The sequence below is a fragment of the Mycobacteriales bacterium genome, from assembly GCA_035533475.1.
GTDB lineage: Bacteria > Actinomycetota > Actinomycetes > DATLTS01 > DATLTS01 > DATLTS01.
Map to the genome: position 1 here is coordinate 68,188 of DATLTS010000066.1, position 24,951 is coordinate 93,138.

General features: G+C 72.3%; 28 protein-coding genes and 1 riboswitch. Of the genes, 24 read left to right on the forward strand and 4 right to left on the reverse strand.

The genetic code is table 11. The features are described 5' to 3' along the window. Nucleotides 1-13 precede the first annotated feature (13 nt). The 3 genes from rpoZ to metK are packed head-to-tail and all read left to right on the forward strand — an operon-like array spanning nucleotide 14 to nucleotide 2,743. Nucleotides 14-277 (forward strand): DNA-directed RNA polymerase subunit omega, encoded by a 264-nt coding sequence (rpoZ, locus tag VNG13_15800; GenBank protein HVA61981.1) that lies wholly within the window; start codon nucleotides 14-16, stop codon nucleotides 275-277. Between the two features lie 10 nt (nucleotides 278-287). After that, nucleotides 288-1,520, forward strand: coding sequence for a bifunctional phosphopantothenoylcysteine decarboxylase/phosphopantothenate--cysteine ligase CoaBC (gene coaBC, locus VNG13_15805; protein HVA61982.1), 1,233 nt, complete (start codon nucleotides 288-290; stop codon nucleotides 1,518-1,520). Between the two features lie 32 nt (nucleotides 1,521-1,552). Beyond that, nucleotides 1,553-2,743 carry a methionine adenosyltransferase gene (gene metK / locus VNG13_15810; protein ID HVA61983.1) on the forward strand — a complete coding sequence of 397 codons (1,191 nt, stop codon included), beginning with the start codon at nucleotides 1,553-1,555 and terminating at the stop codon, nucleotides 2,741-2,743. Nucleotides 2,744-3,268: 525 nt separating this feature from the next. On the opposite strand, the gene VNG13_15815 is transcribed toward metK, so the two are convergent. The 3 genes from VNG13_15815 to VNG13_15825 form a co-directional block, all read right to left on the reverse strand. Further along, a complete protein-coding gene (locus tag VNG13_15815; GenBank protein HVA61984.1) occupies nucleotides 3,269-3,655 on the reverse strand; it encodes a hypothetical protein in 387 nt (128 codons plus the stop codon). Between the two features lie 84 nt (nucleotides 3,656-3,739). After that, entirely contained in the window at nucleotides 3,740-3,883 is a 144-nt protein-coding gene (locus VNG13_15820) for a hypothetical protein (GenBank protein ID HVA61985.1), read from the reverse strand. A gap of 15 nt (nucleotides 3,884-3,898) precedes the next feature. Continuing rightward, nucleotides 3,899-4,285, reverse strand: a complete 387-nt coding sequence (locus tag VNG13_15825) for a hypothetical protein (GenBank protein HVA61986.1) — start codon at nucleotides 4,283-4,285, stop codon at nucleotides 3,899-3,901. A gap of 16 nt (nucleotides 4,286-4,301) precedes the next feature. Here VNG13_15825 and VNG13_15830 point away from each other — a divergent pair, with 16 nt between their 5' ends. The 21 genes from VNG13_15830 (at nucleotide 4,302) to pheT (ending at nucleotide 24,632) form a co-directional block, all read left to right on the forward strand. After that, complete coding sequence (locus VNG13_15830; protein HVA61987.1) at nucleotides 4,302-4,484, forward strand: hypothetical protein; 183 nt, start codon at nucleotides 4,302-4,304, stop codon at nucleotides 4,482-4,484. 91 nt (nucleotides 4,485-4,575) lie between these two features. Beyond that, nucleotides 4,576-6,561, forward strand: a complete 1,986-nt coding sequence (locus VNG13_15835) for a primosomal protein N' (protein HVA61988.1) — start codon at nucleotides 4,576-4,578, stop codon at nucleotides 6,559-6,561. A 55-nt stretch (nucleotides 6,562-6,616) separates the two neighbouring features. Beyond that, nucleotides 6,617-7,156, forward strand: coding sequence for a peptide deformylase (gene def, locus VNG13_15840; GenBank protein ID HVA61989.1), 540 nt, complete (start codon nucleotides 6,617-6,619; stop codon nucleotides 7,154-7,156). An 18-nt stretch (nucleotides 7,157-7,174) separates the two neighbouring features. Then, complete coding sequence (gene fmt, locus VNG13_15845; protein HVA61990.1) at nucleotides 7,175-8,101, forward strand: methionyl-tRNA formyltransferase; 927 nt, start codon at nucleotides 7,175-7,177, stop codon at nucleotides 8,099-8,101. Then, the gene (locus VNG13_15850; protein HVA61991.1) at nucleotides 8,098-9,456 is read left to right on the forward strand and encodes a transcription antitermination factor NusB; all 1,359 of its coding nucleotides are present in this window, start codon (nucleotides 8,098-8,100) and stop codon (nucleotides 9,454-9,456) included. The genes fmt and VNG13_15850 overlap by 4 nt, the downstream gene beginning before the upstream one ends. 63 nt (nucleotides 9,457-9,519) lie before the next feature. Next, nucleotides 9,520-10,200 carry a ribulose-phosphate 3-epimerase gene (gene rpe, locus VNG13_15855; GenBank protein ID HVA61992.1) on the forward strand — a complete coding sequence of 227 codons (681 nt, stop codon included), beginning with the start codon at nucleotides 9,520-9,522 and terminating at the stop codon, nucleotides 10,198-10,200. Beyond that, complete coding sequence (locus VNG13_15860) at nucleotides 10,197-11,144, forward strand: response regulator (protein HVA61993.1); 948 nt, start codon at nucleotides 10,197-10,199, stop codon at nucleotides 11,142-11,144. The genes rpe and VNG13_15860 overlap by 4 nt, the downstream gene beginning before the upstream one ends. Nucleotides 11,145-11,189: 45 nt before the next feature. Next, nucleotides 11,190-11,320: riboswitch (FMN riboswitch) on the forward strand. 89 nt (nucleotides 11,321-11,409) lie between these two features. Further along, entirely contained in the window at nucleotides 11,410-12,480 is a 1,071-nt protein-coding gene (ribD, locus tag VNG13_15865) for a bifunctional diaminohydroxyphosphoribosylaminopyrimidine deaminase/5-amino-6-(5-phosphoribosylamino)uracil reductase RibD (GenBank protein HVA61994.1), read from the forward strand. A gap of 4 nt (nucleotides 12,481-12,484) precedes the next feature. Further along, entirely contained in the window at nucleotides 12,485-13,090 is a 606-nt protein-coding gene (locus tag VNG13_15870; protein HVA61995.1) for a riboflavin synthase, read from the forward strand. Beyond that, nucleotides 13,087-14,409 (forward strand): bifunctional 3,4-dihydroxy-2-butanone-4-phosphate synthase/GTP cyclohydrolase II, encoded by a 1,323-nt coding sequence (locus tag VNG13_15875; GenBank protein HVA61996.1) that lies wholly within the window; start codon nucleotides 13,087-13,089, stop codon nucleotides 14,407-14,409. The genes VNG13_15870 and VNG13_15875 overlap by 4 nt, the downstream gene beginning before the upstream one ends. Continuing rightward, complete coding sequence (ribH, locus tag VNG13_15880; GenBank protein ID HVA61997.1) at nucleotides 14,406-14,894, forward strand: 6,7-dimethyl-8-ribityllumazine synthase; 489 nt, start codon at nucleotides 14,406-14,408, stop codon at nucleotides 14,892-14,894. Before VNG13_15875 ends, ribH begins: the two co-directional genes overlap by 4 nt. A gap of 34 nt (nucleotides 14,895-14,928) precedes the next feature. Beyond that, entirely contained in the window at nucleotides 14,929-15,804 is an 876-nt protein-coding gene (gene hisG / locus VNG13_15885) for an ATP phosphoribosyltransferase (GenBank protein HVA61998.1), read from the forward strand. Between the two features lie 46 nt (nucleotides 15,805-15,850). Next, entirely contained in the window at nucleotides 15,851-16,741 is an 891-nt protein-coding gene (locus tag VNG13_15890; GenBank protein HVA61999.1) for a DMT family transporter, read from the forward strand. An 11-nt stretch (nucleotides 16,742-16,752) separates the two neighbouring features. Further along, the gene (locus tag VNG13_15895; GenBank protein HVA62000.1) at nucleotides 16,753-17,547 is read left to right on the forward strand and encodes an alpha/beta hydrolase; all 795 of its coding nucleotides are present in this window, start codon (nucleotides 16,753-16,755) and stop codon (nucleotides 17,545-17,547) included. A gap of 397 nt (nucleotides 17,548-17,944) precedes the next feature. Next, entirely contained in the window at nucleotides 17,945-18,508 is a 564-nt protein-coding gene (gene infC, locus VNG13_15900; GenBank protein ID HVA62001.1) for a translation initiation factor IF-3, read from the forward strand. Nucleotides 18,509-18,540: 32 nt separating this feature from the next. Continuing rightward, a complete protein-coding gene (gene rpmI / locus VNG13_15905; GenBank protein ID HVA62002.1) occupies nucleotides 18,541-18,735 on the forward strand; it encodes a 50S ribosomal protein L35 in 195 nt (64 codons plus the stop codon). A gap of 29 nt (nucleotides 18,736-18,764) precedes the next feature. Continuing rightward, a complete protein-coding gene (rplT, locus tag VNG13_15910; GenBank protein ID HVA62003.1) occupies nucleotides 18,765-19,133 on the forward strand; it encodes a 50S ribosomal protein L20 in 369 nt (122 codons plus the stop codon). After that, complete coding sequence (locus VNG13_15915) at nucleotides 19,133-19,942, forward strand: RNA methyltransferase (GenBank protein ID HVA62004.1); 810 nt, start codon at nucleotides 19,133-19,135, stop codon at nucleotides 19,940-19,942. Before rplT ends, VNG13_15915 begins: the two co-directional genes overlap by 1 nt. A gap of 18 nt (nucleotides 19,943-19,960) precedes the next feature. Further along, the gene (locus VNG13_15920) at nucleotides 19,961-21,010 is read left to right on the forward strand and encodes a HAMP domain-containing sensor histidine kinase (GenBank protein HVA62005.1); all 1,050 of its coding nucleotides are present in this window, start codon (nucleotides 19,961-19,963) and stop codon (nucleotides 21,008-21,010) included. Nucleotides 21,011-21,063: 53 nt separating this feature from the next. Further along, nucleotides 21,064-22,173: a phenylalanine--tRNA ligase subunit alpha gene (pheS, locus tag VNG13_15925; GenBank protein HVA62006.1), complete on the forward strand. Its 1,110-nt coding sequence runs from the start codon at nucleotides 21,064-21,066 to the stop codon at nucleotides 22,171-22,173. Beyond that, complete coding sequence (gene pheT / locus VNG13_15930) at nucleotides 22,173-24,632, forward strand: phenylalanine--tRNA ligase subunit beta (protein HVA62007.1); 2,460 nt, start codon at nucleotides 22,173-22,175, stop codon at nucleotides 24,630-24,632. Before pheS ends, pheT begins: the two co-directional genes overlap by 1 nt. 39 nt (nucleotides 24,633-24,671) lie before the next feature. Here the strand turns inward: pheT and VNG13_15935 are convergent. Next, nucleotides 24,672-24,951, reverse strand: a 280-nt coding sequence (locus VNG13_15935; GenBank protein HVA62008.1) for a hypothetical protein, incomplete at its 5' end; no start/stop codon positions are given.

Consider the following 24,951-nt stretch of genomic DNA (forward strand, 5'->3'; position numbering starts at 1 on the left):
GACTAGGAGACCTGTGTCCGGCACCGTTGCCGCCCCCGAGGGCATCACGAACCCCCCGATCGACGATCTGCTCGAGCGGGTGGAGTCCAAGTACGCCCTGGTCATCTACGCGGCCAAGCGGGCCCGCCAGATCAACGCGTACTACTCGCAGCTCGGCGAGGGGCTGCTGGAGTACGTCGGCCCGCTGCTCGACACCCACATCCACGAGAAGCCGCTGTCGATCGGCCTCCGCGAGATCAACGAGGGTCTGCTGACCTACGAGCAACTCGACGTCTGAGTCTGGGCCGATGGCCGACCTCGAGCGGCGTCCCCGGGTCGTTCTCGGCGTCGCCGGTGGGATCGCCGCCTACAAGGCCTGCGAGCTCCTCCGGCTGTTCACCGAAGGCGGCCACCGGGTCCGGGTGGTCCCCACCGCGGCCGCGTTGCGCTTCGTCGGCGAGGCGACCTGGGCCGCCCTGTCCGGGGAGCCGGTCTCCACCGACGTGTGGGCCGACCCGCATTCCGTCGGCCATGTGCGGCTCGGCCGGGAGGCCGACCTGGTCGTGGTGGCACCGGCGACCGCCGACCTGATCGCCCGGGCGGCGACCGGGCGCGCCGACGACCTGCTGACCGCGGTGCTCCTAACCGCCCAGTGCCCGGTCTTGTTCGCGCCGGCCATGCACACCGAGATGTGGACCCACCCGGCAACCCAGGACAACGTGGCGACGCTGCGCGCCCGCGGGGTGCTGGTGGTCGATCCGGCCGTCGGGCGGCTCACCGGCGCCGATTCGGGTCCCGGGCGGCTGCCGGAGCCGGCGGAGCTCTACGCCCTGGCCCGTACCTTGCTGGCCCGGGCCGACGCCGCGGAGCCGCGCGACCTCGCCGGCCGGCGGGTCGTGGTCTCCGCGGGCGGGACCCGCGAGTACCTCGACCCGGTGCGCTTCCTCGGCAACCGCTCAAGCGGGCGTCAGGGCTACGCGCTGGCCCGGACCGCGCTGGCCCGGGGCGCCGAGGTCACCCTGGTCTCCGCGCACGTCGTGCTGCCCGAGCCGGCGGGGGCGAAGCTCGTCACCGTCGGCTCGGCCGCCCAGATGCGAAGCGCGGTGCTGGCCGCCGCGCTTGACGCCGACGCCGTGGTCATGGCCGCGGCGGTGGCCGACTTCCGCCCCGCCGAGCGGGCGGTGTCGAAGCTGAAGAAAGACGCGGCCGCGGATCCCGCGCCATTACAACTGGTCCGCACCGAAGACATCCTCACCGAGCTGGCGGCCGAACGGAGCCGGGACGACCAGATCGTGGTCGGTTTCGCCGCCGAGACCGACGACGTACTAGCCCACGGTCGGGAGAAGATGGCTCGTAAAAGGGTCGACTTGTTGGTAGTGAACCAGGTCGGCGTCGATCGGGGCTTCGAGTCGGTCGACAACAGCGCCGTGATCCTCGGCTCGGACGGCTCGGCGGTCGAGGTGCCGCACGGCCCGAAGGAAGCGCTGGCGCATCGGGTGTGGGACCTCGTGGCGGAACGCTGGCGGGCGGGGGCTCGGTAGACTCCGCGACAACCCGACCTTCTGGAGATCCCGTGCCCCGTCGCCTGTTCACCTCGGAATCCGTGACCGAAGGCCACCCGGACAAGATCGCGGATCAGATCAGCGACTCGATCCTGGACGCGCTGCTCAAGGACGACGCCAGGAGCCGGGTCGCCGTCGAGACCATGATCACTACTGGTCAGGTGCACGTTGCCGGGGAGGTGACCACCGAGGCCTACGCCGACATCCCGGCGATCGTTCGCGAAGTCATCCTCGGGATCGGCTACGACTCGTCGAAGAAGGGATTCGACGGCGCGTCGTGCGGGGTCTCGGTGTCGATCGGGGCCCAGTCGCCGGACATCGCGCAGGGGGTCGACGACGCCTACGAGCATCGCGCCGAGGGCGTGGACGACGAGCTGGACCGGCAGGGCGCGGGCGACCAGGGACTGATGTTCGGCTACGCCTGCACCGAGACGCCGGAGCTCATGCCGCTGCCGATCGCGCTCGCCCACCGGCTGGCCCGCCGGCTCACCGCCGCCCGCAAGGAGGGGGTCATCCCCTACCTGCGCCCGGACGGCAAGACGCAGGTGACCATCGAGTACGTCGACGGCCAGCCGACCCGGCTGGACACCGTCGTCGTTTCCAGCCAGCACGCGCCGGACATCGACATCGAGACCCTCCTCAAGCCAGACGTCGCCGAGCACGTAATCGAGGCGGAGATCGCCGCCCTGGACATCGACACCGACGGATACCGACTGCTCGTCAACCCGACCGGCCGTTTCGAGATCGGTGGGCCGATGGGGGATGCCGGCCTCACCGGCCGCAAGATCATCGTGGACACGTACGGGGGGATGGCCCGCCACGGCGGCGGCGCGTTCTCCGGCAAGGACCCGTCCAAGGTGGACCGCTCCGCCGCCTACGCGCTGCGCTGGGTGGCCAAGAACGTGGTGGCGGCCGGACTCGCCCAACGATGCGAGGTCCAGGTCGCGTACGCCATCGGCAAGGCGCACCCGGTGGGCACCTTCGTCGACACCTTCGGTACCGGGCGGCTCTCCGACGAGGCCATCCAGCAGGCGGTCCTCGAGGTGTTCGACCTCCGCCCCGCGGCGATCATCCGCGACCTCGACCTGCTGCGCCCGATCTACGCCCAGACCGCGGCCTACGGCCACTTCGGCCGGCCCGAGCTCGACTTCACCTGGGAGGCCCTCGACCGGGTCGAGGCCCTCAAGCGCGCGGCCGGGTAGCGCCGCCGCCCCCGCCCCCGCCCCCGCCCCGCCACCGCCGCCGCCACCGCATCCGCGCTCGGCCGCCCGGCGAGTGGGCGGTTGTGCTGCGCTGCCACGAGGCGAGTGGGCGTTTGTGCCCGGGCAAACCGCCCACTCGCCGCCCGGGTGGCCAGAACACCGACCGCGGTCGAGTGGCGCACCTAACGACGGGTGATCGGACCATTACTCCGTCCGGGTGAACTAGGCCGAATGGCCGGTGACTGAGCGTGCATCCCCTGTCATATTCCTGTTAGCGGCCACCACACCAGTGGCGGTCGTCGGGGGGAGCAATCCCTCCGGGAGGCCCTGATCCGGGCGGTCCCCACCGGCCCACGGCACGCTGCTGTGGGCGCGGAGAGACCCGGTCGCCTAGACCGCCCGGGGAGCTAATGGCGAGACCGACCTATCCAGTGCTGTGCGGGCGCCTGTGCCGGCTCGGATGGCCTGGAGAGGTGTTGATCTGGACGGTCCTCACCGACCGCGCGGGGGCGCGGCACGGAGGAACTACGGTCGCCAAGACCGTCCAGGGAACCAGTGGCGAGACCGGCTCGAGGCCGCCACGACGACACGGACATCCGCCCCCACCCGGACGGAGTTTCCGATGTCTCGATCTCGCCCAGCCCGCGCGCTCACGCTCGTATCTGCCCTCGCGCTGGCCCTACCCGCCGTCGGGCTGTTCGGCAGCCCGGCATTCGCCGACTCGAGCCACAGTTCGTCGGCCGCCGCGCACAGCAACGGCCACTCCAACGACCATGGCGTCGGCAATGCAGACCCCAGCCAGGCCGACTCCAGCGCCAGCTCGGGCGCCACCTCCTCCACGTCAACCAGTTCCACCTCCTCCACGTCCAGTGCGAGCTCCAGCTCGAACCACAGCCAGGGGACGGCGGGCACCAGTGGCAACGCAAGCCAGCCGCAGCCCACGTCCAACGCCGACCAGAACACCGGCGGGGCGAACGGTCAGTGTTCCGGCGGCACCTACTGCTCGACCCGCGACGGCTCGCCGTCGGGCAACGGCAACGGGAACGGCAAGGCGACCGGGAAGCCCTGCGCCGGCTGCGTGGGCAAGGCGGACAACAAGAACCCGCCCGGCCAGGTGAACCAGATCGGGTCGAATGGCACGCACCATGACGCCGGCTACGAATGCAACCGCAACCACGGGATCGGTCGCACGAACCCCGCGCACACCGGGTGCAAGGCGGGCACCACGCCACCGACCTGCACCCCGACGGCGTCCGCCCCGTGCACGACCACGCCGGGTTGCACGCCGACGGCGTCCGCTCCGTGCACGACCACGCCGGGTTGCACGCCGACGGCGTCCGCTCCGTGCACGACCACGCCGGGTTGCACGCCGACCGTGGCCCACCCGTGCACGACCACGCCGGGTTGCACGCCGACCGTGGCCCACCCGTGCACGACCACGCCGGGTTGCACGCCGACCGTGGCCCACCCCTGCACGACCAAGCCGCCGACCAGCTGCGCGACGAACCCCACCGCCAGCGGCTGCACCAACGTCCTGGGCATCAGCTTCAACCGTCCGGTGACCAAGGTGCTGGGGGTCAGCTTCAACCGTCCGGTGACCAGCGTGCTGGGCGAGACATTGAGCGCGGGCGACTTGCCCTTCACCGGTTCCGACGTCGAGCGGCTGATCGCGCTGGCCCTGCTCGTCATCGGCGGCGGGGTGCTCGGGATAGCCGCCGGTCGGAAGAAGTCGACTGGCTGAGGCCTCGTGCAACAACCGCGAGAAGGCCGGGACCGCAGCGTTGCGGTCCCGGCCTTCTCGCGTTGTCGGCACCGGCTGATACACCAGACCCGTGGGAAGGACCTCGGCGGCGTCCCGCCGCGAACTCCGGCCGGCCGGGGACCGGCCGGTTGCCCGAGTGGCTGTCGATATCCCGCTGGCGCACCTGGACCGGCCCTTCGACTACCTCGTCCCAGAGGGCGCCGATGAGCTCGCGGTCCCGGGGTCCCGCGTTCGGGTTCGCTTTGCCGGCCGGCTGGTCGACGGATTCGTCTTGGCGCGGTTGGACGGCTCCGAGCACGCCGGTGACCTCTCCTTCCTGGTCCGCTCCGTGTCCGCCGAACCCGTGCTCAGCCCGGAGCTCGAAACACTCGCCCGGGCGGTCGCTGACCGTTATGCCGGGACGCTCGCCGACGTGCTCCGGCTCGCCATCCCGCCCCGCCACGCCGCTGTCGAGGCGGAACCCGCGGGCCGGTCGGCGCACGAACCGGTCGAACGACCGCCGGCCGGCGGCTGGTCGGACTATGCGGGAGGGGCGCAGTTCCTCGCCGCCATAGCGGAGGGTGGCCGCCCGCGGGCCGTGTGGACCGCGCTGCCGGGGCCGGGTTGGCCGGCCGAGCTGGCAACGGCGGCCGCCGCCACGCTGGCAAGTGGCCGCTCGGCCCTGTTGATCGTTCCCGATGCCCGCGACGTGACCCGGGTGGGTCAGGCATTGCGGCAGCGGCTCGGGCCGGGCCGGCACGTCGAGTTGTCCGCGGACCTCGGGCCCGCCGAGCGGTACCGGCGCTGGCTCGCGGTTCGGCGTGGGGCGGTACGTGCCGTCGTCGGCACCCGCTCCGCGTCCTTCGCGCCGGTGACCCGGCTCGGTCTCGTGGTCTGTTGGGACGACGGCGACGATCTGCACGCGGAACCACGGGCCCCGTACCCGCACGTCCGAGAGGTGTTGGCCCTGCGAGCGCACCTCGAGTCGGCCGGTCTCCTGGTCGGCGGCTTCGTCTGCACCGCCGAGGGTGCCGCACTGTGCCGCAGCCGCTGGGCGAACCGGCTGGCCCCGAGCCGGGCGGCGGTCCGGGAACGCGCCCCACGGGTCAACGCCTCCGGGGAGGATCACGAGCTCGCCCGGGATGCCGCGGCGCAGGCCGCCCGATTGCCCAGCGTTGCCTGGTCCGCCGCCCGGGACGGCCTTCGAACCGGACCCGTGCTGATCCAGGTGCCCCGGCGCGGGTACATCCCGACGCTCGCCTGCGCCGCATGTCGGGCCTCGGCCCGCTGCCACCGCTGCGCCGGGCCGCTCGGCCTGCCCGGCCCGGGGCCCGGCTCCCCTCCGGCCTGCCGCTGGTGCGGGCGGCCGGCTGCCGACTGGCATTGCCCGGAGTGCGGTTCGACCCGCGCGCGGGCGGTCGTCGTCGGGGCACGGCGCACCGCGGAAGAACTCGGCCGGGCGTTCCCCGGCGTGCCGGTCCGGACCAGCGGGCGGGACGAGGTGCTGGCCACGGTGTCGACCGACCCCGTGCTGGTCGTCGCCACCCCCGGGGCCGAGCCGGTGCCTTCCGGTGGGTACGCGGCCGCTCTGCTCCTCGACGGGTGGGCCCTGCTGACTCGGCCCGACCTGCGAGCCGCAGAGGAGGCGCTGCGTCGCTGGGCGGCGGCCGCGGCACTCGTCCGGCCGGCTGGCGAAGGCGGACGAGTGGTTGTCGTGGCCGATGGCGGCATTCGTCCGGTCCAGGCCCTGATCCGTTGGGATCCGATCGGCTTCGCCGACGACGAACTGGAGGAACGCACGCAGCTGCGATTCCCGCCCGCCGTTCGGCTGGCCGCGATCAGCGGGGCACCCGCGGCCGTCGCCGACCTGCTCGCCGCCAGCGATCTGCCGGATTCCGTTGAACGGCTGGGACCGGTGCCGGTCGGCAACGGGTCGGCGGAACGCCTGCTGCTCCGGGTGCCCCGCCGCGACGGCGCGCGGTTGGCGGCCGGACTCAAGGCCGCCGCGGCCGTGCGGTCCGCGCGCAAGGCGATCGAGCCGGTGCGGGTGCAGCTCGATCCGCGAGAACTCGGCTGAGCACCGGACGTCCGTAGACTGGAGCGGCCCACCCGGCCCGACGAGGAGAGCCCGCATGGCCGTGCAGCCGATTCGCCTGTTCGGCGATCCGGTGCTCCGTGCCGTCGCGGAGCCGGTGACGACCTTCGACAAGGAGCTTCGCCTACTCGTCCGCGACCTCACCGAAACGATGATCGACGCTCCCGGAGCCGGCTTGGCCGCTCCGCAGATCGGCGTGCTGCTCCGGGTATTCACCTACGACGCCGACGACCAGGTCGGCCATCTGGTCAACCCGGTGATCGGTGAGCTGTCCGAGGAGGAGCAGGACGGCGAGGAAGGGTGCCTGTCCTTCCCCGGCTTGGCGTTCCCGACCCGGCGAGCGCAACGGGTCGTGGCCCGCGGGTTCGACATGTACGGCGATCCGGTCCTCCTCGAGGGCAGTTCGTTGCTAGCCCGATGCGTCCAACACGAGACCGACCACCTCGACGGGGTGCTGTTCATCGACCGGCTCGATTCCGAGCGCCGCAAGCTGGCGATGAAGGCGATCCGGGAGGCGGAATGGGCCGGCGAGCCGGTGCCGGCCTTCCGGTTGTCACCCCATCCCGGTCCCGGCTGACGCGGGCGTCGCGGCAGAGTGCGCCTGGTCTTCGCCGGTACACCGGCGGTCGCGGTGCCCGCCCTCGATACGATCCTGGCCGCGCCTCGGCACGAGGTGCTCGCCGTGCTGACCCGTCCGGATGCCCCGGCCGGGCGCGGCCGGGCGGGCCGCCCGAGCCCGGTGCGGGTTCGAGCCGAGCAGGCCGGCCTCGAGGTGCTGACGCCACGCCGACCCGGCGACACCGAGTTGCTTTCTCGACTGACCGACCTGGCCCCGGACTGCTGTCCGGTAGTCGCCTACGGCGCATTGCTACCGCCGGCCGCTCTCGACATTCCACCCCGCGGCTGGATCAACCTGCATTTCTCGCTGCTGCCCGCGTGGCGCGGGGCGGCTCCGGTGCAGCACGCGCTGCTCGCCGGTGACGACGTCACCGGGGCAAGCACGTTCCGGATCGAGGAGGGGCTCGACACCGGGCCGGTCTACGGGGTCGTCACGGCTGAAATCGGTCCGCGTGAGACGGCTGGGGAACTCCTCGACCGGCTAGCGCGGATCGGCGCCGAACTCCTCGTCGCCACCCTCGACGGGATCGAAGACGGTCGGCTCTCGGCCCGCCCGCAGCCCCTCGACGGGGTCAGCCTGGCGCCGAAGCTCGGCGTCGAAGACGCCCGGATCCGCTGGCCTGACCCGGCGCCGGCCGTGGACCGGAGGATCCGGGCCTGCACCCCGGCGCCCGGTGCCTGGACCACATACGCCGGGCGACGGATCAAGCTGGCGCCGGTGGAGCTGACCGCCAGCTCCGACTTGGACCCGGGACAGTTACGCGTGACCCGCGAGGCTGTTCTCGTCGGCACCGGCAGCCTCGACGTGCAGCTCGGGGGGGTCCAGCCCGAAGGGCGCCGGGCGATGGCGGCGGAGGCCTGGGCGCGCGGGGCACGACCTGGACCGGGCGACCGGTTCCGGTGACCGCTGGCCCCCCGGACCGGGCCCGGGCCGCTGCGTACCAACTGCTACGGGCCGTCGCCGCCCGGGACGCCTACGCGAACCTGGTCCTGCCCGGGCTGCTGCGAGAACGCCAGATCGAAGGCCGCGACGCCGCGTTGGCCACCGAGCTCGGCTACGGAACCCTGCGCTGGCTCGGCAGCCTCGACGCCGTCCTCGCCGCCGCCGCCAGCCGGCCACTCGCCGAGATCGATCCGCCCCTGCTGGACGCGCTCCGGATCGGCGCCTACCAGCTGCTGCACCTGCGCGTTCCGGCACACGCCGCCGTCTCGACCACGGTGGACCTGACCCGTGCGGCGGTCGGCCCCGGGCCGGCGAAGTTCGCCAACGCGGTGCTGCGCCGGGTGGCGCAGCGGGACTGGGAGGGCTGGCTAGGGCACCTCGCCACCGGCGATCCGGCGTCCGACCTGGGGCTGCGCTACGGCTATCCGACGTGGATCGTGCACGCCTTCGCCGACTCCCTCACCGCGGTCGGCGCGGGCGCGGAGCTGGCGGCGGCGCTGGCTGCGGGCTCGGCCCGGCCGGCGGTCTCCCTGGTCGCCCGGCCGGGGCGGATCGCGCGCGCGGAGCTGCTCGCCGAGGCCGGGCCGGAGGCCCGGGCCAGCGACTTCTCGCCGCTGGGAGTCGAACTGGCCGCGGGTGACCCCGGCGACATTCCCGCCGTTGCGGACGGCCGGGCCGCCGTCCAGGACGTCGGCAGCCAACTGGTGGCGCTCGCGATGGCCGCGCCGGCGCTGGACGCGGACCAGCACTGGCTCGACCTCGCGGCCGGTCCCGGCGGCAAGGCCGCGGTGCTTGCCGGGATCGCGGGCGCACGGGGCGCGCGACTGCTCGCCGTGGAGCCGTCAGCCCACCGCGCCCGGCTCACGATGCGGACCCTGGACGGTGCGGCGGTGGTCGTGCAGGCCGACGGCCGGGTGCCGGCATGGCGAACCGAGAGCTTCGACCGGGTTCTGCTCGACGCACCCTGTAGTGGCCTGGGCGCGCTGCGTCGGCGGCCGGAGAGCCGTTGGCGGCGGGGGCCCGCGGACGTGGCCCGGCTGGCCGGGTTGCAGCGCGAGTTGCTCAGCGCCGGCCTGGATGCAGTTCGGCCCGGGGGCCTGCTCGGCTACGCCACCTGTTCACCGCATCTCGCGGAAACCAGGACGGTGGTCGCGGGCGCGCTCGATGACCGGCCCCAGCTGACCCTGGTCGACGCCAGGCCATTCTTCGCCGGCGTCCCCGACCTGGGCGCAGGTCCGGATGTGCAACTGTGGCCGCACCGGCACGGCACCGATGCCATGTACTTCGCCCTGATCAGGGTGGGGGAGCGGACCTGAACTTCGACCGGGATCCGGCTTCGCGCCCGTAGACTCCGGCGAGGTCGCGAGCAGGGAGTCGAGGTGGGTGTGCAAATCTCGCCGAGCATCCTGTCCGCCGACTTCGCGCGACTCGCCGACGAGGCGAACGCCGTCGCCGACGTCGCCGACTGGCTGCACGTCGATGTCATGGACAACCACTTCGTGCCGAATCTGACGATCGGGCTACCGGTCGTGGAGAGCCTGATGCGGCACACCGAGCTACCGCTGGACTGTCACCTCATGATCGACGATCCGGACCGGTGGGCGCCCGGATACGCCGAGGCGGGTGCGGGTGGCGTGACCTTCCATGTCGAAGCGGCGGCCGACCCGGCGCGGCTGGCCCGAACCCTGCGGGCGGCCGGATCGCGTGCCGGAATCGCACTCAAGCCGGACACCCCGGTCGAGCCTTACGAGGACCTGCTCGGCGAGTTCGACCTCCTGCTCATCATGACCGTCGAACCCGGTTTCGGCGGCCAAGCGTTCCGGGCGGACGTTCTGCCGAAGTTGCGCCGGGCCCGCGAGTTGATCCGCGGCCGGGACCTGGCGCTATGGCTGCAGGTCGACGGCGGGGTGGACGAGACCACCATCGTCGAATGCGCGGAGGCCGGCGCGGACGTCTTCGTCGCCGGGTCCGCGGTGTTCTCCGGGCCGGACCCGGCGGCGGCGGTGCGCCGGCTGCGGCTGGCCGCCGAGGGGGCCGCCCGCGCGGAGGGGGAAGCATGAACCGGGTTCTCGTCGTCGACGACGACCGGATCGTGGCCCGCTTCATCGAGACGAACCTCCGGCTGGAGGGCTTCGACGTACGGCTGGCCCACGACGGCGCGCAGGCGCTCGCGATCGCTGCGGACTGGCACGCCGACCTCGTCCTGCTCGACGTGATCCTGCCCGATCTCGACGGGTTCGCGGTTTGCCGGGAACTGCGCCGCAGTCCGAGGACGGCGAACCTTCCGGTGATCCTGTTGACGACGAGCCAGGTCACCGCCGAGCACCTCGTCGGGTTGGCGGCCGGGGCCGACGACTATCTGGCCAAACCGTTCGACCCGTTGGAGCTGGTCACCCGGGTCCGTTTCACCCTGCGCCGGACCGCGGAGATCCGAGCGCTTTCGCCGCTCACCGGGCTGCCCGGGAATACCCGGATCGAAGCCGAGCTGGCGAGCCGGATCACCGAATCGGCCCCGGTGGCCATCTGCTACGCAGACCTCGACAACTTCAAGGCCTACAACGACTGCTACGGGTTCCTCCGGGGCGACGAGGTCCTCCTGCTGCTCGCCACGACGATCAAATCCGCCGCCGACTCGGTAGGCGCGCCGACCCCGTTCGTCGGGCATGTCGGCGGCGACGACTTCGTCGTGATCTGCTCCCCGGACCAGGCCGAGCCGTTGTGCACCCGGATGGTCACCGCCTTCGACGCCGCGGTCCCTGCGCTGCACGATCCGGCCGACGTGGCCCGTGGGCACCTCTCGGTAGTTGACCGGCGGGGGCAGGTGCACGAGTACCCGCTGGTCGGGGTCTCGATCGGCGTCGCAACGAGCGACCGGCGACATTTCCGCGACCACCGGGAGTCGGTTGCGGTCGCCACCGAGATGAAGGCCGTGGCGAAGGGCACCCCGGGATCCTCGATCGCGATCGACCGACGCTCCGATCCCGCTTCGATCACGCTGACCTGATAGCGGGCGCGGCCGGCGGCGCGTGGCACACTGTGATCGAACGCAACGCGCGCTCCGGGGTCGGTGCAATTCCGAACCGGCGGTGACAGTCCGCGACCCGACCGCAGCCGGCGGCCGGTGGACCCGGTGAAATTCCGGGACCGACGGTGAGAGTCCGGATGGGAGGCAGCGCGCGGTGCCGTCCCGGGCGCCCGTCCAGCGGGCTCTCGGAACGTCGCGCCGTCGCCTCCGCCGCCCCGTCACGCGCCGGTGAGGAGGTCGGCCCGTGGCCAGCGCCACCGAGATCGCGGCGATGCGCCGCGCCCTCGCGCTTGCCGACGCCGCGCCCTGGCAGGGGCACCCGAACCCAACGGTGGGTGCGGTGGTGCTGGACCCGTCCGGGGCGGTGGTCGGGACCGGGGTCAGCGCGCCGCGGGGCGGCCCGCACGCGGAGGTCGTGGCCCTCGCCGAAGCCGGTCCGGCAGCCGCCGGCGGCACGGTGGTGGTCACCCTGGAACCGTGCGCTGCCCGGGGTCGAACTCCGGCCTGCACCGAGGCGCTGGTCGCCGCCGGGGTCCGTCGAGTGGTGCACGCCGCCGCCGATCCGCAACCGCCGTTCGGCGGCGGGGCCGCCCGTTTGCGGGAGGCGCAGGTCTGCGTCGAAGGTGGCGTGCTGGCGGCGGAAGCCCGGGCCGGAGCGGCCCTCGCCGGGTGGCTGACCGCTGTCGCGGCCGGGCGTCCGGTCGTGACCTGGAAGTCCGCGACCACCCTGGACGGCCGGACCGCTGCCGTCGACGGCAGTAGTCGCTGGATCACCGACAGCGCCGCTCGGTCCGACGCCCACGCCCTGCGTTCCCGGCACGACGCGGTCCTCGTCGGCATCGGAACCGTGCTCGCCGACGATCCGGAGCTCACCGTCCGGGACGCACCGGGTCCGCAGCCCCTTCGCGTGGTCGCCGATCCACACGGCCGCACCCCACGGACCGCACGAGTCCTCGGACCAGGCTCACTGGTCGCCGTCGGCTCCGGGTGCGAGGCGGTGGGGGAGGGTGTCGTTAAAGTCGATGAAGGACCGGGCGGACTGGACCCGCTCTCCTTGCTCGAGGCACTGGCTGCCCGCGGCGTCCGAAGTGTCCTGCTGGAGGGGGGAGCCCGGCTCGCTGGCTCGTTCGTCCGGGCAGGCCTGGTCGATCGGGCCGTCATCTACCTGGCGCCGGCCCTGCTCGGGGCCGGGACGCCGGTCCTCGGCGACGTCGGGATCGCGACGATGTCGGACGCGCAACGCTGGCGGTTCGAGGACGTTTCCGTGGTGGGCTGCGATCTGCGGGTCATCGCCCGACCCCTCCGGGACGGCTGACGCCATGTTCACCGGGATCGTGGAGGAGCGCGGGACCGTCATCGCGGTGGCCGCCGGGGCCGCGTCCGCCGTGCTTTCGGTCCGCGGCCCGACGGTGACGGCCGATCTGCGGCCGGGGGACTCCGTCGCGGTAAACGGTGTGTGCCTCACTGCCGTGCGGGTCGAGGCGGACCGGTTCGCCGCCGACGTCATGGCGGAGACGCTGGCCCGTTCCAGTCTGGGTGCCCTTAGCCCCGGCGAAGCGGTCAACCTCGAGCGGGCGGTCACCCCCTCGACGCGGCTCGGCGGCCACCTGGTCCAAGGCCACGTCGACGGGGTTGGGGTCGTCCTCGAACGGATCCCCGGCGAGCGGTGGGAAGCCGTCCGGATCTCGTTGCCGGCCGGTCTCGACCGCTACATCGTGGAGAAGGGGTCGATCGCCGTCGACGGGGTCAGCCTCACCGTCGTCTCGGTGGACCAGTCGGCGTTCACCGTCGGTTTGATCCCGGCCACCCTCGAGGCGACGACCCTCGGCGCCGCCGGCCCGGGTTCCCGGTTGAATCTCGAAGTCGACGTGCTCGCGAAGTACGTCGAGAAGATGCTCACTCCTCACATCCCGGAGCAACCATGACCGACCAGCCGTTCTTTTCTTCCGTCGAACGGGCCATCGCCGAGGTCGCGGCTGGCCGGGCGGTGGTTGTTGTCGACGACGCCAACCGGGAGAACGAGGGCGACCTCATCTTCGCCGCGCAGATGGCGACCCCGGAACTGTTGGGTTTCATGATCCGCTATACCAGTGGCTTCGTCTGCGCCCCGCTCACCGAGGCCGACTGCGATCGACTCGAGCTGCCGCCGATGTACCACATCAATCAGGACCGCCGCGGCACGGCGTACACCGTGACGGTCGACGCCCGGGAGAACGTCACGACCGGCATCTCGGCGGCGGATCGGTCGCGGACCATCCGGCTGCTGGCCGACCCGGAAGCGACCGCCGCAGATTTCACTCGGCCCGGTCACGTCGTTCCGCTGCGTGCCCGGGACGGTGGTGTTCTGCGCCGGGCCGGGCACACCGAGGCCGCCGTCGACCTGGCCCGGCTGGCCGGACTGCGCCCGGCCGGGGTGCTCTGCGAGATCGTCAACGAGGATGGCTCGATGGCCCGGCTGCCCGAGCTGGTGACCTTCGCCGAACGGCACGACCTCCCGCTCATCTCGATCGCAGCGCTCATCGCGCATCGCCGGCACACGGAGCGCCAGATCCGAGCGGTAGCCGAAGCCCGGATCCCGACCCGGCACGGCGCGTTCCGGGCCGTCGGGTACCAGAGCCTTGTCGACGGTACCGATCACATCGCCCTCGTCCGCGGCGACATCGGCGACGGCGAACGGGTGCTCGTGCGGGTGCACTCCGAATGCCTCACCGGCGACGTGTTCGGATCGCGGCGCTGCGACTGCGGGCCGCAGCTCGACTCCGCGCTGGCGACCGTAGCCGCCGAGGGTCGGGGGGTCGTGCTCTACGTCCGCGGTCACGAGGGTCGAGGCATCGGGCTGCTGCACAAGTTATGGGCCTACCAGCTTCAGGACCTGGGGCAGGACACCGTCGATGCCAACCTCAACCTCGGGTTGCCCGCGGACGCCCGCGACTACGGGATCGGCGCGCAGATCCTGGTCGACCTGGGGATCCGTTCGATGCGGCTGTTGACCAACAACCCGGCCAAGCGCGCCGGACTCGAGGGCTACGGTTTGTCGATCGTCGAGCGGGTGGCGTTGCCGGTGACAGCCACCGCGGAGAACCTGCGCTATCTGGTGACTAAGCGGGACCGGATGGGTCATGACCTGCCCGACCTGCCGGACGAGGAGGCGACGGAGGCCAGCGCCGACGCCCTGCGGCCGGGCTTCGCGTTCATCGGTCATGCGGGGGTAGGCGCGGTTGCCGTTGGCCAGGTCATGCCGTGAGCGGCCGCGGCGCACCCGTGGCCGATCCGGAGCCGCCCGACGGTCGGGGGCTGCGGATCGCCCTCGCGGCCACCCGGTGGCACGAGTCGGTCACCGACGGGCTGCTCGACGGCGCCATGCGTGCGCTCGACACCTGCGGCGTCGAAGACGCGGCGGTGGTTCGCGTCCCGGGGGCGTTCGAGCTGCCGATCGTCGCCCGGGCACTAGCCGAGCGCAGACCGGATGCCGTGATCTGCCTCGGCGTCGTCATCCGGGGCGGCACGCCGCACTTCGACTACGTCTGCCGCGCCGCGACCGACGGCTGCCTCCGGGTGTCGCTGGACACCGGGGTACCGATCGGGTTAGGCGTCCTCACCTGCGACACGGAGACGCAGGCCCTGGACCGCTGCGGGCTGCCCGGTTCGACGCAGGACAAGGGCCGGGAGGCTGCCTTCGCCGCGGTTTCCACCGCGCTGCTGCTACGCGCCATCCGACGGGGGGATTGAGCCTTCCGGCGCGCCGCCCCCTACCCTGGCGACCGTGCTGTCCCTCGTGCTACCCAAGGGCTCCCTGGAAAGGGCCACCCTGGAACTTTTCGACGCCGCGGACCTGGCCGTGCGCCGGACAACCGACCGGGACTACCACGCCACGATCGACGATCCGAGGATCGACCGGGTGAGCCTGCTGCGCCCACAGGAGATTCCCCGCTACGTCGAGGAAGGCCTGTTCGACCTCGGGATCACCGGGCGGGACTGGATCGCCGAGACCGACACCGAGGTCGCCTCGGTGACCGAGCTGGAGTACTCCAAGGCGACCGCCAACCCGGTCCGGATAGTCCTCGCCGTACCGAAGGAGCACCCGGCCGAGCAAGGCACCGATCTGCCGGCCGGGATCCGAGTCTCCACCGAGTACCCGGAGCTGACCCGGCGGTTCTTCGCCAAGGCCGGCGTCGAGGCGATCATCGTTCCTTCCTACGGGGCGACCGAAGCCAAGGTGCCCGACATCGTCGACGCGATCGTCGACGTCACCGAGACCGGTGCCAGCCTGCGCCGGCACGGCCTGAAGATCATCGAGACGCTGCTGGTCTCCCGGACCGAGCTGATCGCCAACACGGCCGCGTTCGCGGACCCGGAGAAACGTGCGGCGATCGCCGATATCTCCACCCTGCTGCTGGGGGCGATCAGGGCCCGCGGCCAATGCTTGATCAAACTCAACGTCGGGGACGAGCAACTGTCGGCCGTGCTGGGTCTGCTGCCGTCGATGACGTCGCCCACAGTGACGGCACTCGCCTCCGGGGCGTTCCACGCGGTCGAGACGGTGGTGGCGAAACGGGGCGTCAACACGCTGATCCCGGCGTTGAAGGCCGCCGGCGCCCGGGACATCCTCGAGCTGCCGATCTCGAAGATTGTCGAGTAGCGACCCGCGGCCGGGGCGCTCGCCGGTCGGCGGACCACTCGCAGCGATGGTGGCCGCCGGTGCGCTGCTCGGCGTTCAGGCCCGGGTGAACGGCGCGCTCGGCGTGGGGATGCACTCGGCGCTACTCGCTTCCCTGGTCTCCTTCGCCGGCGGCACCGCCCTGCTCGCGGTCATCGTGACCGCCCGGGCGGGCAGCCGTGCCGGGCTCGCCCGGCTCCGATCCGGTCCGACCCGCTGGTACTACTGGCTGGGTGGACTCGCCGGCGGCCTGGTGGTCGCGTCGAGCGCCGCGGGGGCGCCGCGGATCGGGGTTTCGCTGGTCAGCGTCTGCCTCGTCGCGGGCACCACCGCAGGCGCCCTGCTCGTCGACCGGGTCGGGCTGGGCCCGGGTGGTCACCAGCCGGTGACCCGGCGGCGCTTGGCCGGCGCCGCCCTGGCGGTGGCCGCGGTCGGGCTGGGCGCGATCGGCCGGCCGGCCCGGGCCGGCCAGCCCCTGCTGTTCATTGCGATCGTTGCCGCCGGCTTTGCCTCCGCCGGCCAGCAGGCGGTCAACGGCCAGCTTCGCCGGGTGGCCGACGACGTGGCCGTGGCCGCGCTCATCTCGTTCGCCGTGGGGCTTGCCGGACTCGCCGCCGTCGCGGTCGCCGCCGCGGCGGCCGGGGCGTTGCCTCGTCCGAGCTGGCCGGGTACCTGGTGGTTCTACACCGGAGGGCTCTACGGGGCGGTCTACATCGCGGCAGCGGCAGCCGCGGTACGGCGGCTCGGCGTCCTCCGGATCTCCCTCGCGACCGTCGGGGGTCAGCTGGCCGGATCCGTTCTGTTGGACCTGGTGTTCCCCGAGCCGAGAGCTCCGCTGACCGCGGTCGCCGGGGTCGGCGTCGTGCTCACCCTGATCGCGGTGGCGGTGGCAAGCACCCGGCGCGCCGTTGCCGTCTAGGATCAACGGCCATGCCGACCCTGCGCCTGCCCGATGGCCCGACGCTCGCCTACGACGACACCGGTGGTTCGGGGCCGGCACTGGTCTTCAGTCACGGACTGCTCATGAATCGGCGGATGTTCGCCCCGCAGACGGCGGCGTTCAGCGGCGATTACCGGTGCATCAGCTGGGATGCCCGCGCGCACGGGGAGACCATCGCCTCCGGGCCCTTCGACTACTGGGATTCGGCCCGGGACGCGTTGGCGCTGCTCGATCACCTCGGGATCGAGCGGGCGGTCTTCGCCGGGATGAGCCAGGGCGGCTTCGCGTCGCTGCGGGTTGCGCTGCTCGCTCCGGAGCGGGTTCGCGCCCTCGTGCTGCTCGACTCCCAGGCGGGCCTCGAACAGCCCGGGGCCGATGAGGTCTACCTCCAGATCGCCGAGACCTGGCGTGCGGAGGGGCTCGCCGACGACGCGGCCACCGGTATCGCGTATCTGATCCTGGGCGCCGATCCGGCGGTCTGGGCCCCGTGGATCAGCGAATGGAAGCGCCGCCCGCTCGACGAGATGCTGGTGGAGGCCAGCCGGACGCTGCTCGGCCGCGAGGACCTCACCGAGCGGCTCCCGGAGATCACCCAGCCGGCGCTCGTGGTGCACGGCGAGGTCGATGTCGCGATCCCACGCGAGCGCGCGGAGGCGCTGGCCGCCGGCCTGCCCGGGGCGGGTGGCGTCGTCCTTGTCCCCGGAGCCGCGCATGCTGCGAACCTCACCCATCCCGAGCCGGTGAATCAGGCGATCCGGGAGTTCCTCGGCGCGCTGCCGGCCTGATCGGCCACCCGCGGGGCCCGGGGCGGGTGCCCGGGGCGAGTGCCCGTGGCGGGTGCCCGGGGCGAGTGTGCAATTTCCGACGCGACTCGCCGTGGGAGGCGTCGGAAATTGCACACTCGCGGCGATCCGGGTGCCCAGGAGGGGACGGGGCGCCCCGCCCGGAGCGGGCCCCCGTGCCCGGGTGGACTCTGTTACGCTCAAACCGGACCTGTGGGGCCCGGCGTGCCGGGCGTCACGATCAAGTGGAGTCCCTGCTCCCACCCGCTCGGCCGGCAGGTCGTCGGGTCCGGTCAACCGCTCGCTGCGAACGCGGGCGGTAGCGCGTCGCCGTGCTGGATGGCGACGTCCGGAGGGCTGGGGCTGCGCGCTCAACTGACCGCGAGCCCGAGGAGGCCCCATCAGCGTCGAACCCCGCATCAACGATCGGATCCGCGTCCCCGAAGTGCGTCTCGTCGGGCCGGGGGGCGAGCAGGTCGGGATCGTCGCGATCGGCGACGCCCTGCGGCTGGCCCAGGAGGCCGACCTCGACCTCGTCGAAGTCGCTCCAACGGCCCGGCCCCCGGTCTGCAAGCTCATGGACTACGGGAAATGGAAATACGAGAACGCGCAGAAGGCCCGTGAGGCGCGACGCAACCAGGCGCACACGGTCATCAAGGAGATGAAGCTCCGACCGAAGATCGACCCGCACGACTACGAGACCAAGAAGGGTCACGTCGTTCGGTTCCTCAAGCAGGGCGACAAGGTCAAGATCACAATCATGTTCCGCGGCCGGGAGCAGTCCCGACCGGAGCTCGGCCTCCGGCTCCTTCAGCGGCTGGCCGAGGACGTTGCCGAACTCGGCTACGTCGAAGCCGCGCCGAAGCAGGACGGACGAAACATGATCATGGTGATGACGCCGCACCGCAACATCAAGGCCGAGTCCAAACGGCCGCTGCCGGCACCCGCCCCAGCGATGCCGTAGCCCGGCCCGGGCGACCACACGACGAGGGAGACATGCCGAAGAACAAGACCCATAGCGGGTCGGGGAAGCGGTTCCGGATCACCGGCTCGGGCAAGATCATGCGCCGTCGAGCCAACCGCAACCACCTGCTCGAGCACAAGGCCTCGACCCGGACCCGGCGACTGAAGAACGAGGTCGTCATGGCTCCGGCCGAAAACAACCGGGTTCGACGCCTCCTCGGTCTCTGACCACCACGCGCTAGCAAGGAGTCCTTCCAGTGGCACGCGTAAAGCGGGCGGTCAACGCCCACAAAAAGCGCCGAACCGTCCTCGAGCGGGCCAGCGGGTACCGGGGCCAGCGGTCCCGGCTCTATCGCAAGGCCAAGGAGCAGATGCTCCACTCGATGACCTACGCGTACCGGGACCGCCGGGCACGTAAGGGCGATTTCCGGTCGCTGTGGATCCAGCGGATCAACGCCGCCTCGCGGGCCAACGGGATGACGTACAACCGATTCATCCAAGGCCTCAAGGCCGCCGGGATCGAGGTCGACCGCAAGCACCTGGCCGACTTGGCGGTCGTGGACCCGGCCGCATTCGCGGTGCTCGTCGAGTCCGCGCGTAGCGCCCTGCCGTCGACGGCGGCCTGATCCCCGCGCTGACCACGTCGGTTCGGGCGCCCCGGGTCGCGGCCGCTCGGCGGCTGGCCAAACGGGCCTTGCGTTCGGCGGCGGGCGCCTTCCTGGTGGAAGGGCCGCAGGCGGTGCGCGAGGCCCTGGAGGACGGACGCGGCCTGGTCCGCGAACTGTTCGCCACCCCCGAGGCTGCTAGCCGGCACGGCGATCTGCTCGTCGGGGGGGTTGAAGTTCACGTCGTCAGCAGCGAAGTCATGGCTTCCCTCGCCCAGACGGTCAGCCCGCAGGGCATCGTGGCCGTTGCCACGATGTGCCACGTCCCGCTGGAGTCCGCGGTTAGCAACGGGGCTCGCCTCGTCGCGGTGCTCGCCTCCGTTCGCGACCCCGGCAATGCTGGCACGCTGCTCCGCTCGGCCGACGCGGCAGGAGCGGACGCCGTGGTGCTCACCGACCGCTCGGTCGACGTCTACAACGCGAAATGCGTCCGGGCCTCGGCCGGTTCGCTGTTCCATCTACCGATCGCCGTCGGGGTGCCGGTGACCGACGCGGTCGCCGCATGCCGGTCGGCCGGGCTGACGGTCCTCGCCGCTGACGCGGCCGGCTCGGACGATCTGGACCGGCTGGCCGACGATGGGGCGTTGGGCCGGCCGACCGGCTGGCTGTTCGGCAACGAGGCCTGGGGCCTGCCCGACGAGGTCGCGGGCCTCGCCGACCGGGTGGTCCGGGTTCCGATTCATGGTCGCGCGGAGTCGCTCAACCTGGCGGCGGCAGCCGCGGTGTGTCTGTATTCCTCCGCGCGGGCGCAACGTTCGGGCGCCCGGTAGCCGGTACGCTCGCTCCTCGTGGTGGACCCCGACGATCTCCCGGACGGCGTGGTGGTCGCCGACGCGCGCGGCGCCGTCACCCTGGTCAACCGGGTCGCGGCGCGCCTGCTCCGCGTCGACCCGTCGGTCGCCGTCGGCCGCTGCTATGCCGAGGTGGTTCCGGTCCGGGACCCGGCCGGCCGGGACTGGTGGGCGGGCATCCGCCCGTACGCCGGTCTGGTCTCCCGGACCGGAGTGCCCGAGCGCCTGCTCGAGATCGCCCCGGGGGAAGGGCGCCCGGCGCGTGAGGTCCTGCTGTCCGCCCGTTTCGTCCGGCCCGGTCGAGGCCAACCCCTCGAGCGGTTGGTCGTCGTGTTGCGTGACGCCGCCGTGCGGGAGCGGCAGGAACGGAACCGGGCCGAGTTGGTCTCGGTCGTCTCGCACGAGCTGCGGTCGCCGCTGACCAGCGTCAAAGGCTTCACCGCCACCCTGCTCGCGAAATGGGATCGATTCAGCGACGAGCAAAAGAAGCTGATGCTGACAACCGTGAACGCGGACGCGGACCGGGTGACCCGGTTGATCGGCGAGTTGCTCGACGTGTCGCGGATCGACGCCGGCCGGCTCGAGCTGCGCCGGCAGGTCGTCGACGTGCCGGCGCTCGCCCGCACCGTGGTCGCCGGCCGGGTGGGTGCGGGGGAGGCGGCGGACCGTTTCGTCGTTGTCGAAACCGGCCCGCTGCCCGAGATGTGGGCCGACCCGGACAAGCTCACGCAGGTGTTCGGCAACCTCGTCGACAATGCGCTACGGCATGGCGCCGGTCGGATCACCCTGACGATCTCCCCGCGGCATCCGGAGCCCGGGGCCCTCGTCGAGGTCACGGACGAGGGCGAAGGGGTGCCGCCCGACGTCGCGCCGCGGCTGTTCACCAAGTTCTGGCGCGGCGGACGCCGCGCCGGCAGCGGGCTCGGTCTCTACCTGGCCCGCGGGCTGGTCGAGGCGCATGGCGGAACCATCGGGTTCGGTTCCACCGACGCCGGTGGCGCGCGATTTACCGTGGCCCTGCCGGCCGGCGCGCCCGAGTACGCCTGAGCGCGCCAGCCGGCCGGGCCGCAGCCCGCCGCCCCCGCGAACGACGAGGAGCCATGTCCGCGCCCAACGATCCCTTCGATCCCAAGCAGGTGGCCGCGTTGGCCCCGGCGGCGGTCAAGCGCGCCGTCGAGGAGGGGCTGGCGGCGTTCGCCGCGGCGGCCAGCCTCGACGCGTTGGCCGCGGAGCATGTCGCCCAGCTCGGCAACGGGTCACCGATCGCGTTGGCCCGACGTGAGATAGGTGCCCTGCCCCCGCAGGCGAAGGCGGATGCGGGGAGGGCCGTCAACGCCGCGCTGGCTCGCTTGACCTTGGCCTACGAGGGCCGCCTGCGCAGCCTCGAAGCCGAACGCGACGCAACCACCCTGCTCGCCGAGACCGTCGACGTCACCCTGCCGTGGGACCGCCGCCCAGCCGGGGCAAGACACCCGCTGACGCTCATCCAGGAGCGGGTCACCGACATCTTCGTGGCGATGGGCTACGAGCTCGCCGAGGGCCCCGAGGTCGAGGCCGAATGGTTCAACTTCGATGCACTGAACTTTCCCGCCGACCATCCGGCCCGCGCCGCCCAGGACAGCCTGTACGTGGCCCCGGCCGGGTCGAATCTCGTGTTGCGCACGCACACGTCGCCGGTGCAGATCCGCGCGCTGCTCGAGCGGCCCCTGCCCGTCTACGTAATCTGCCCGGGACGCACTTACCGCAACGATCCGCTGGACGCTACCCACACTCCGGTCTTCAGCCAGGTCGAGGGGCTCGCCGTGGACGAGGGCATCACGATGGGCGACCTCAAGGGCACCCTGGACACGTTCGTGTCCGCGCTGTTCGGCAGCGGACTGCGGACCCGCCTGCGGCCCTCCTTTTTTCCGTTCACCGAACCGTCGGCCGAGGTGGACCTGCTCTGCTTCTCCTGCCGCGGGGCGTCCATCGAGGTTGGTGCCGACCCGTGCCGGGTGTGCGGCTCGGAGGGATGGATCGAGTGGGGCGGGGCGGGAATGGTCCATCCCGCGCTGTTCGCCGCGACCGGGATCGACCCGGACCGCTACACCGGTTTCGCGTTCGGGATGGGCCTCGAACGGGCGCTGATGTTCCGACATGGGATTGCGGACGTCCGCCATCTCGTCGAGGGCGACATTCGGATCCCGCTCGCCCTCGGCCGGGAGGTCTGATGCGGGTTCCGGTTTCCTGGCTCGCTGACTATGCCGACCTGGCCGGCGCGCCTGCCCGCGGGATCGCCGACGCCCTGATCCGGGTCGGTCTCGAGGTGGAACGCGTCGAGTCGCTCGGGTCGGACATAGCGAACGTCGTCGTCGCCCGGGTTCTCGACATCGAAGAGGTCACCGGGGTCAAGAAGCCCATCCGCTACTGCCGGGTCGACGACGGTGACACCGTGCGTAGCGTGATCTGCGGTGCCACGAACTTCGCTGTCGGCGACCTGGTCGCGCTCGCCAAACCCGGTGCCGGCTTGCCCGGGGGGGTTCGGATCGAGGCCCGCGAGGCGTACCGCCGGACGTCCGAGGGGATGATCTGCTCCGGCCGGGAGCTCGGGCTCTCCGACGACCATGCCGGCATCCTGGTCCTCGCCGCGGACCTCGAGCTCGGCGCCGACGTCGTCCGGGTGCTCGGCCTGGCCGACGACATCCTCGACATCGCGGTCACGCCGGATCGCGGGTACTGCCTGTCGATTCGCGGTGTCGCCAGGGAGGCTGCCGCTGCTCTCGGGGTCCGCTACCGGGACCCGGCCGCGCAGGTGAAGATGCCTCGCCTGCGCCCCGGCGGACCTGCCGTCCGGGTCGAGGACTTCATCGGTTGCGATCGGTACGTCGCTCGGGGGGTCGAGCGCATCGACCCGTCCCGGCCGACGCCACCCTGGCTGGCCCGTCGACTGACGGTCGCCGGGATGCGGCCGATCTCGCTCACCGTCGACGTGACCAACTACGTCCTGCTGGACCTCGGTCAGCCGCTGCATGCCTTCGACGCCGGCCGCCTGGTCGGACAGATCGTCGTCCGCAGGGCCTTGCCCGGAGAACGCCTGGCGACCCTCGACGGTTTGACTCGCGACCTCGACCCGGACGACCTCGTAATCGCCGACGGCAGCGGACCGATCGGGTTGGCCGGCGTCATGGGTGGCGGCCCGACAGAGGTGGGTCCGACGACAACGTCGGTCGTGATCGAGGCGGCGCACTTCGACCCGGCCTCGGTCGCTCGGACCGCGCGCCGCCACCGGTTGTCGACCGAGGCGTCGCGCCGGTTCGAGCGGGGCGTCGACGATGCGCTGGCTCCGGTCGCCGCTCAGCTCGCCGTCCAGCTCCTGCTCGAGCACGCCGGAGCGACCGCCGCGGCGGACGTCACGGACATCGACGGCCGGCCGGGTCGCCCGACCCTGACCCTGCCGCTCGCTCTGCCCGCTCGGATCACGGGCATCCGCTACCCGGCGGACACGATCCGGCGGCGCCTCGACGACGTCGGCGCCACGCTGACAGGTGAAGATCCGCTGACGGTCGTCCCCCCTTCCTGGCGCCCCGACCTCACCGCGGCAGTCGATCTCGTCGAGGAGATCGCCCGGCTCGAGGGGTATGACCAGTTGCCGGTGCGCCTGCCGGCCGCGCCCGCCGGCAGGGGGCTCACCCCAGACCAGCGTCGCCGCCGGGTTGCCAGTCGGGCGCTTGCCGCGGCCGGCTACATCGAGGTGCACACCGCCCCGTTCGTCGGACCGGATGCCGCCCCCGCCCTCCTGCTCCCCGAGGCCGATCCACGCCGGCCCTCGGTGACCGTCGCCAACCCGCTGTCGGAGGAGGAATCGATGCTGCGGGCCAGCCTGCTCCCCGGGCTGCTCGCGGCGCTCCTGCGCAACCTGGGACGTGGCTTCGCCGACCTTGGGATCTTCGAGATCGCCCCGGTGTTCCGAGCCCGCCCGGGTGCCGGGCCGGCCCCCGCGCCGGTCTCGAGCCGGCGACCGAGCCGGGCGGAGCTTGACGCGATCGAGGCCGCGCTGCCCGACCAGCCCGTACAGGTCGGAGTGGTGCTCGGCGGGGACCGTGAGTTGCCCGGATGGTGGGGGGACGGCCGGCGGGCCAGCTGGGCGGATGCGGTCGGTGCGGCACGGGCCGTGGCCGGGGAGCTCGGGGTGAACCTGGTCGTCCGGGCTGGAGCCGCGCCGCCCTGGCACCCGGGACGGTGTGCCGAGCTCGTCATTGAAGGGGGCGTCATCGGCCACGCCGGCGAGTTGCACCCGCGAGTGGTCGAGGCATTCGGCCTCCCGTCTCGGACGTGCGCGGCGGAATTCGCCCTGGCCCCGCTGTTGGCCGCGGCGGTCGACCAGGTTCCCGCGCCCGCCGTCTCCCCGTTCCCGGTGGCCACGCTCGACGTGGCGCTCGTCGTGGACACCGCAGTCACGGCCGCGGACCTCGCCGTCGCGTTACGCGACGGGACCGGGCCGCTGCTCGAGTCGCTGAGGCTCTTCGACGTATACACCGGACCGCAGGTGGGCCACGGAAAGAAGTCGCTTGCATACAACCTCCGGCTGCGCGCCCAGGACCGGACGCTCACCGCGGAGGAGGCGCTGGCGCTCCGGGACGGGGCCGTCCGGGTGGCGGCCGAGCGGCACGGTGCGACCCTGCGCTCCTAGCGCTCCGCGCTCACGAGGACACCGGCCGTCGGCCGCACATCAGTTCAGGTAGCCGACCACGTCGATGGCGACGTTGACCGGCGAGCTCGCGGAGTACAGGTCGAGCCGGCCGTTGCTGCCGAGTGCGACCACCTGGAAGTTCGCGGTGGTGCCACCCGGGGTGTAGTTCACGGTGGAGGCGATCGGGCGGGTGGTGCCGTCCGGGTAGGCCTCCAGGTAGCCGACGCCGGTCGGGCCGATCGCGGTGATGTTCACCGCGACCGCCGTCGCTGTGGACGGGACGCCGGCCAGCCCGCTGACCTGCACCGGGTAGGCGGTT

Excerpts from the sequence above, each read along its gene's own strand:
- VNG13_15895 (HVA62000.1), top strand. The coding sequence starts at position 16,753 with ATGCCGACCCTGCGCCTGCCCGATGGCCCGACGCTCGCCTACGACGAC.
- def (HVA61989.1), top strand. The coding sequence starts at position 6,617 with ATGGCCGTGCAGCCGATTCGCCTGTTCGGCGATCCGGTGCTCCGTGCC.
- rpmI (HVA62002.1), top strand. The coding sequence starts at position 18,541 with ATGCCGAAGAACAAGACCCATAGCGGGTCGGGGAAGCGGTTCCGGATC.
- VNG13_15860 (HVA61993.1), top strand. The coding sequence starts at position 10,197 with ATGAACCGGGTTCTCGTCGTCGACGACGACCGGATCGTGGCCCGCTTC.
- pheT (HVA62007.1), top strand. The coding sequence starts at position 22,173 with ATGCGGGTTCCGGTTTCCTGGCTCGCTGACTATGCCGACCTGGCCGGC.
- coaBC (HVA61982.1), top strand. The coding sequence starts at position 288 with ATGGCCGACCTCGAGCGGCGTCCCCGGGTCGTTCTCGGCGTCGCCGGT.
- VNG13_15875 (HVA61996.1), top strand. The coding sequence starts at position 13,087 with ATGACCGACCAGCCGTTCTTTTCTTCCGTCGAACGGGCCATCGCCGAG.
- VNG13_15825 (HVA61986.1), bottom strand. The coding sequence starts at position 4,285 with ATGCCCAGGACGTTGGTGCAGCCGCTGGCGGTGGGGTTCGTCGCGCAG.
- VNG13_15890 (HVA61999.1), top strand. The coding sequence starts at position 15,851 with ATGGTGGCCGCCGGTGCGCTGCTCGGCGTTCAGGCCCGGGTGAACGGC.
- pheS (HVA62006.1), top strand. The coding sequence starts at position 21,064 with ATGTCCGCGCCCAACGATCCCTTCGATCCCAAGCAGGTGGCCGCGTTG.
- VNG13_15870 (HVA61995.1), top strand. The coding sequence starts at position 12,485 with ATGTTCACCGGGATCGTGGAGGAGCGCGGGACCGTCATCGCGGTGGCC.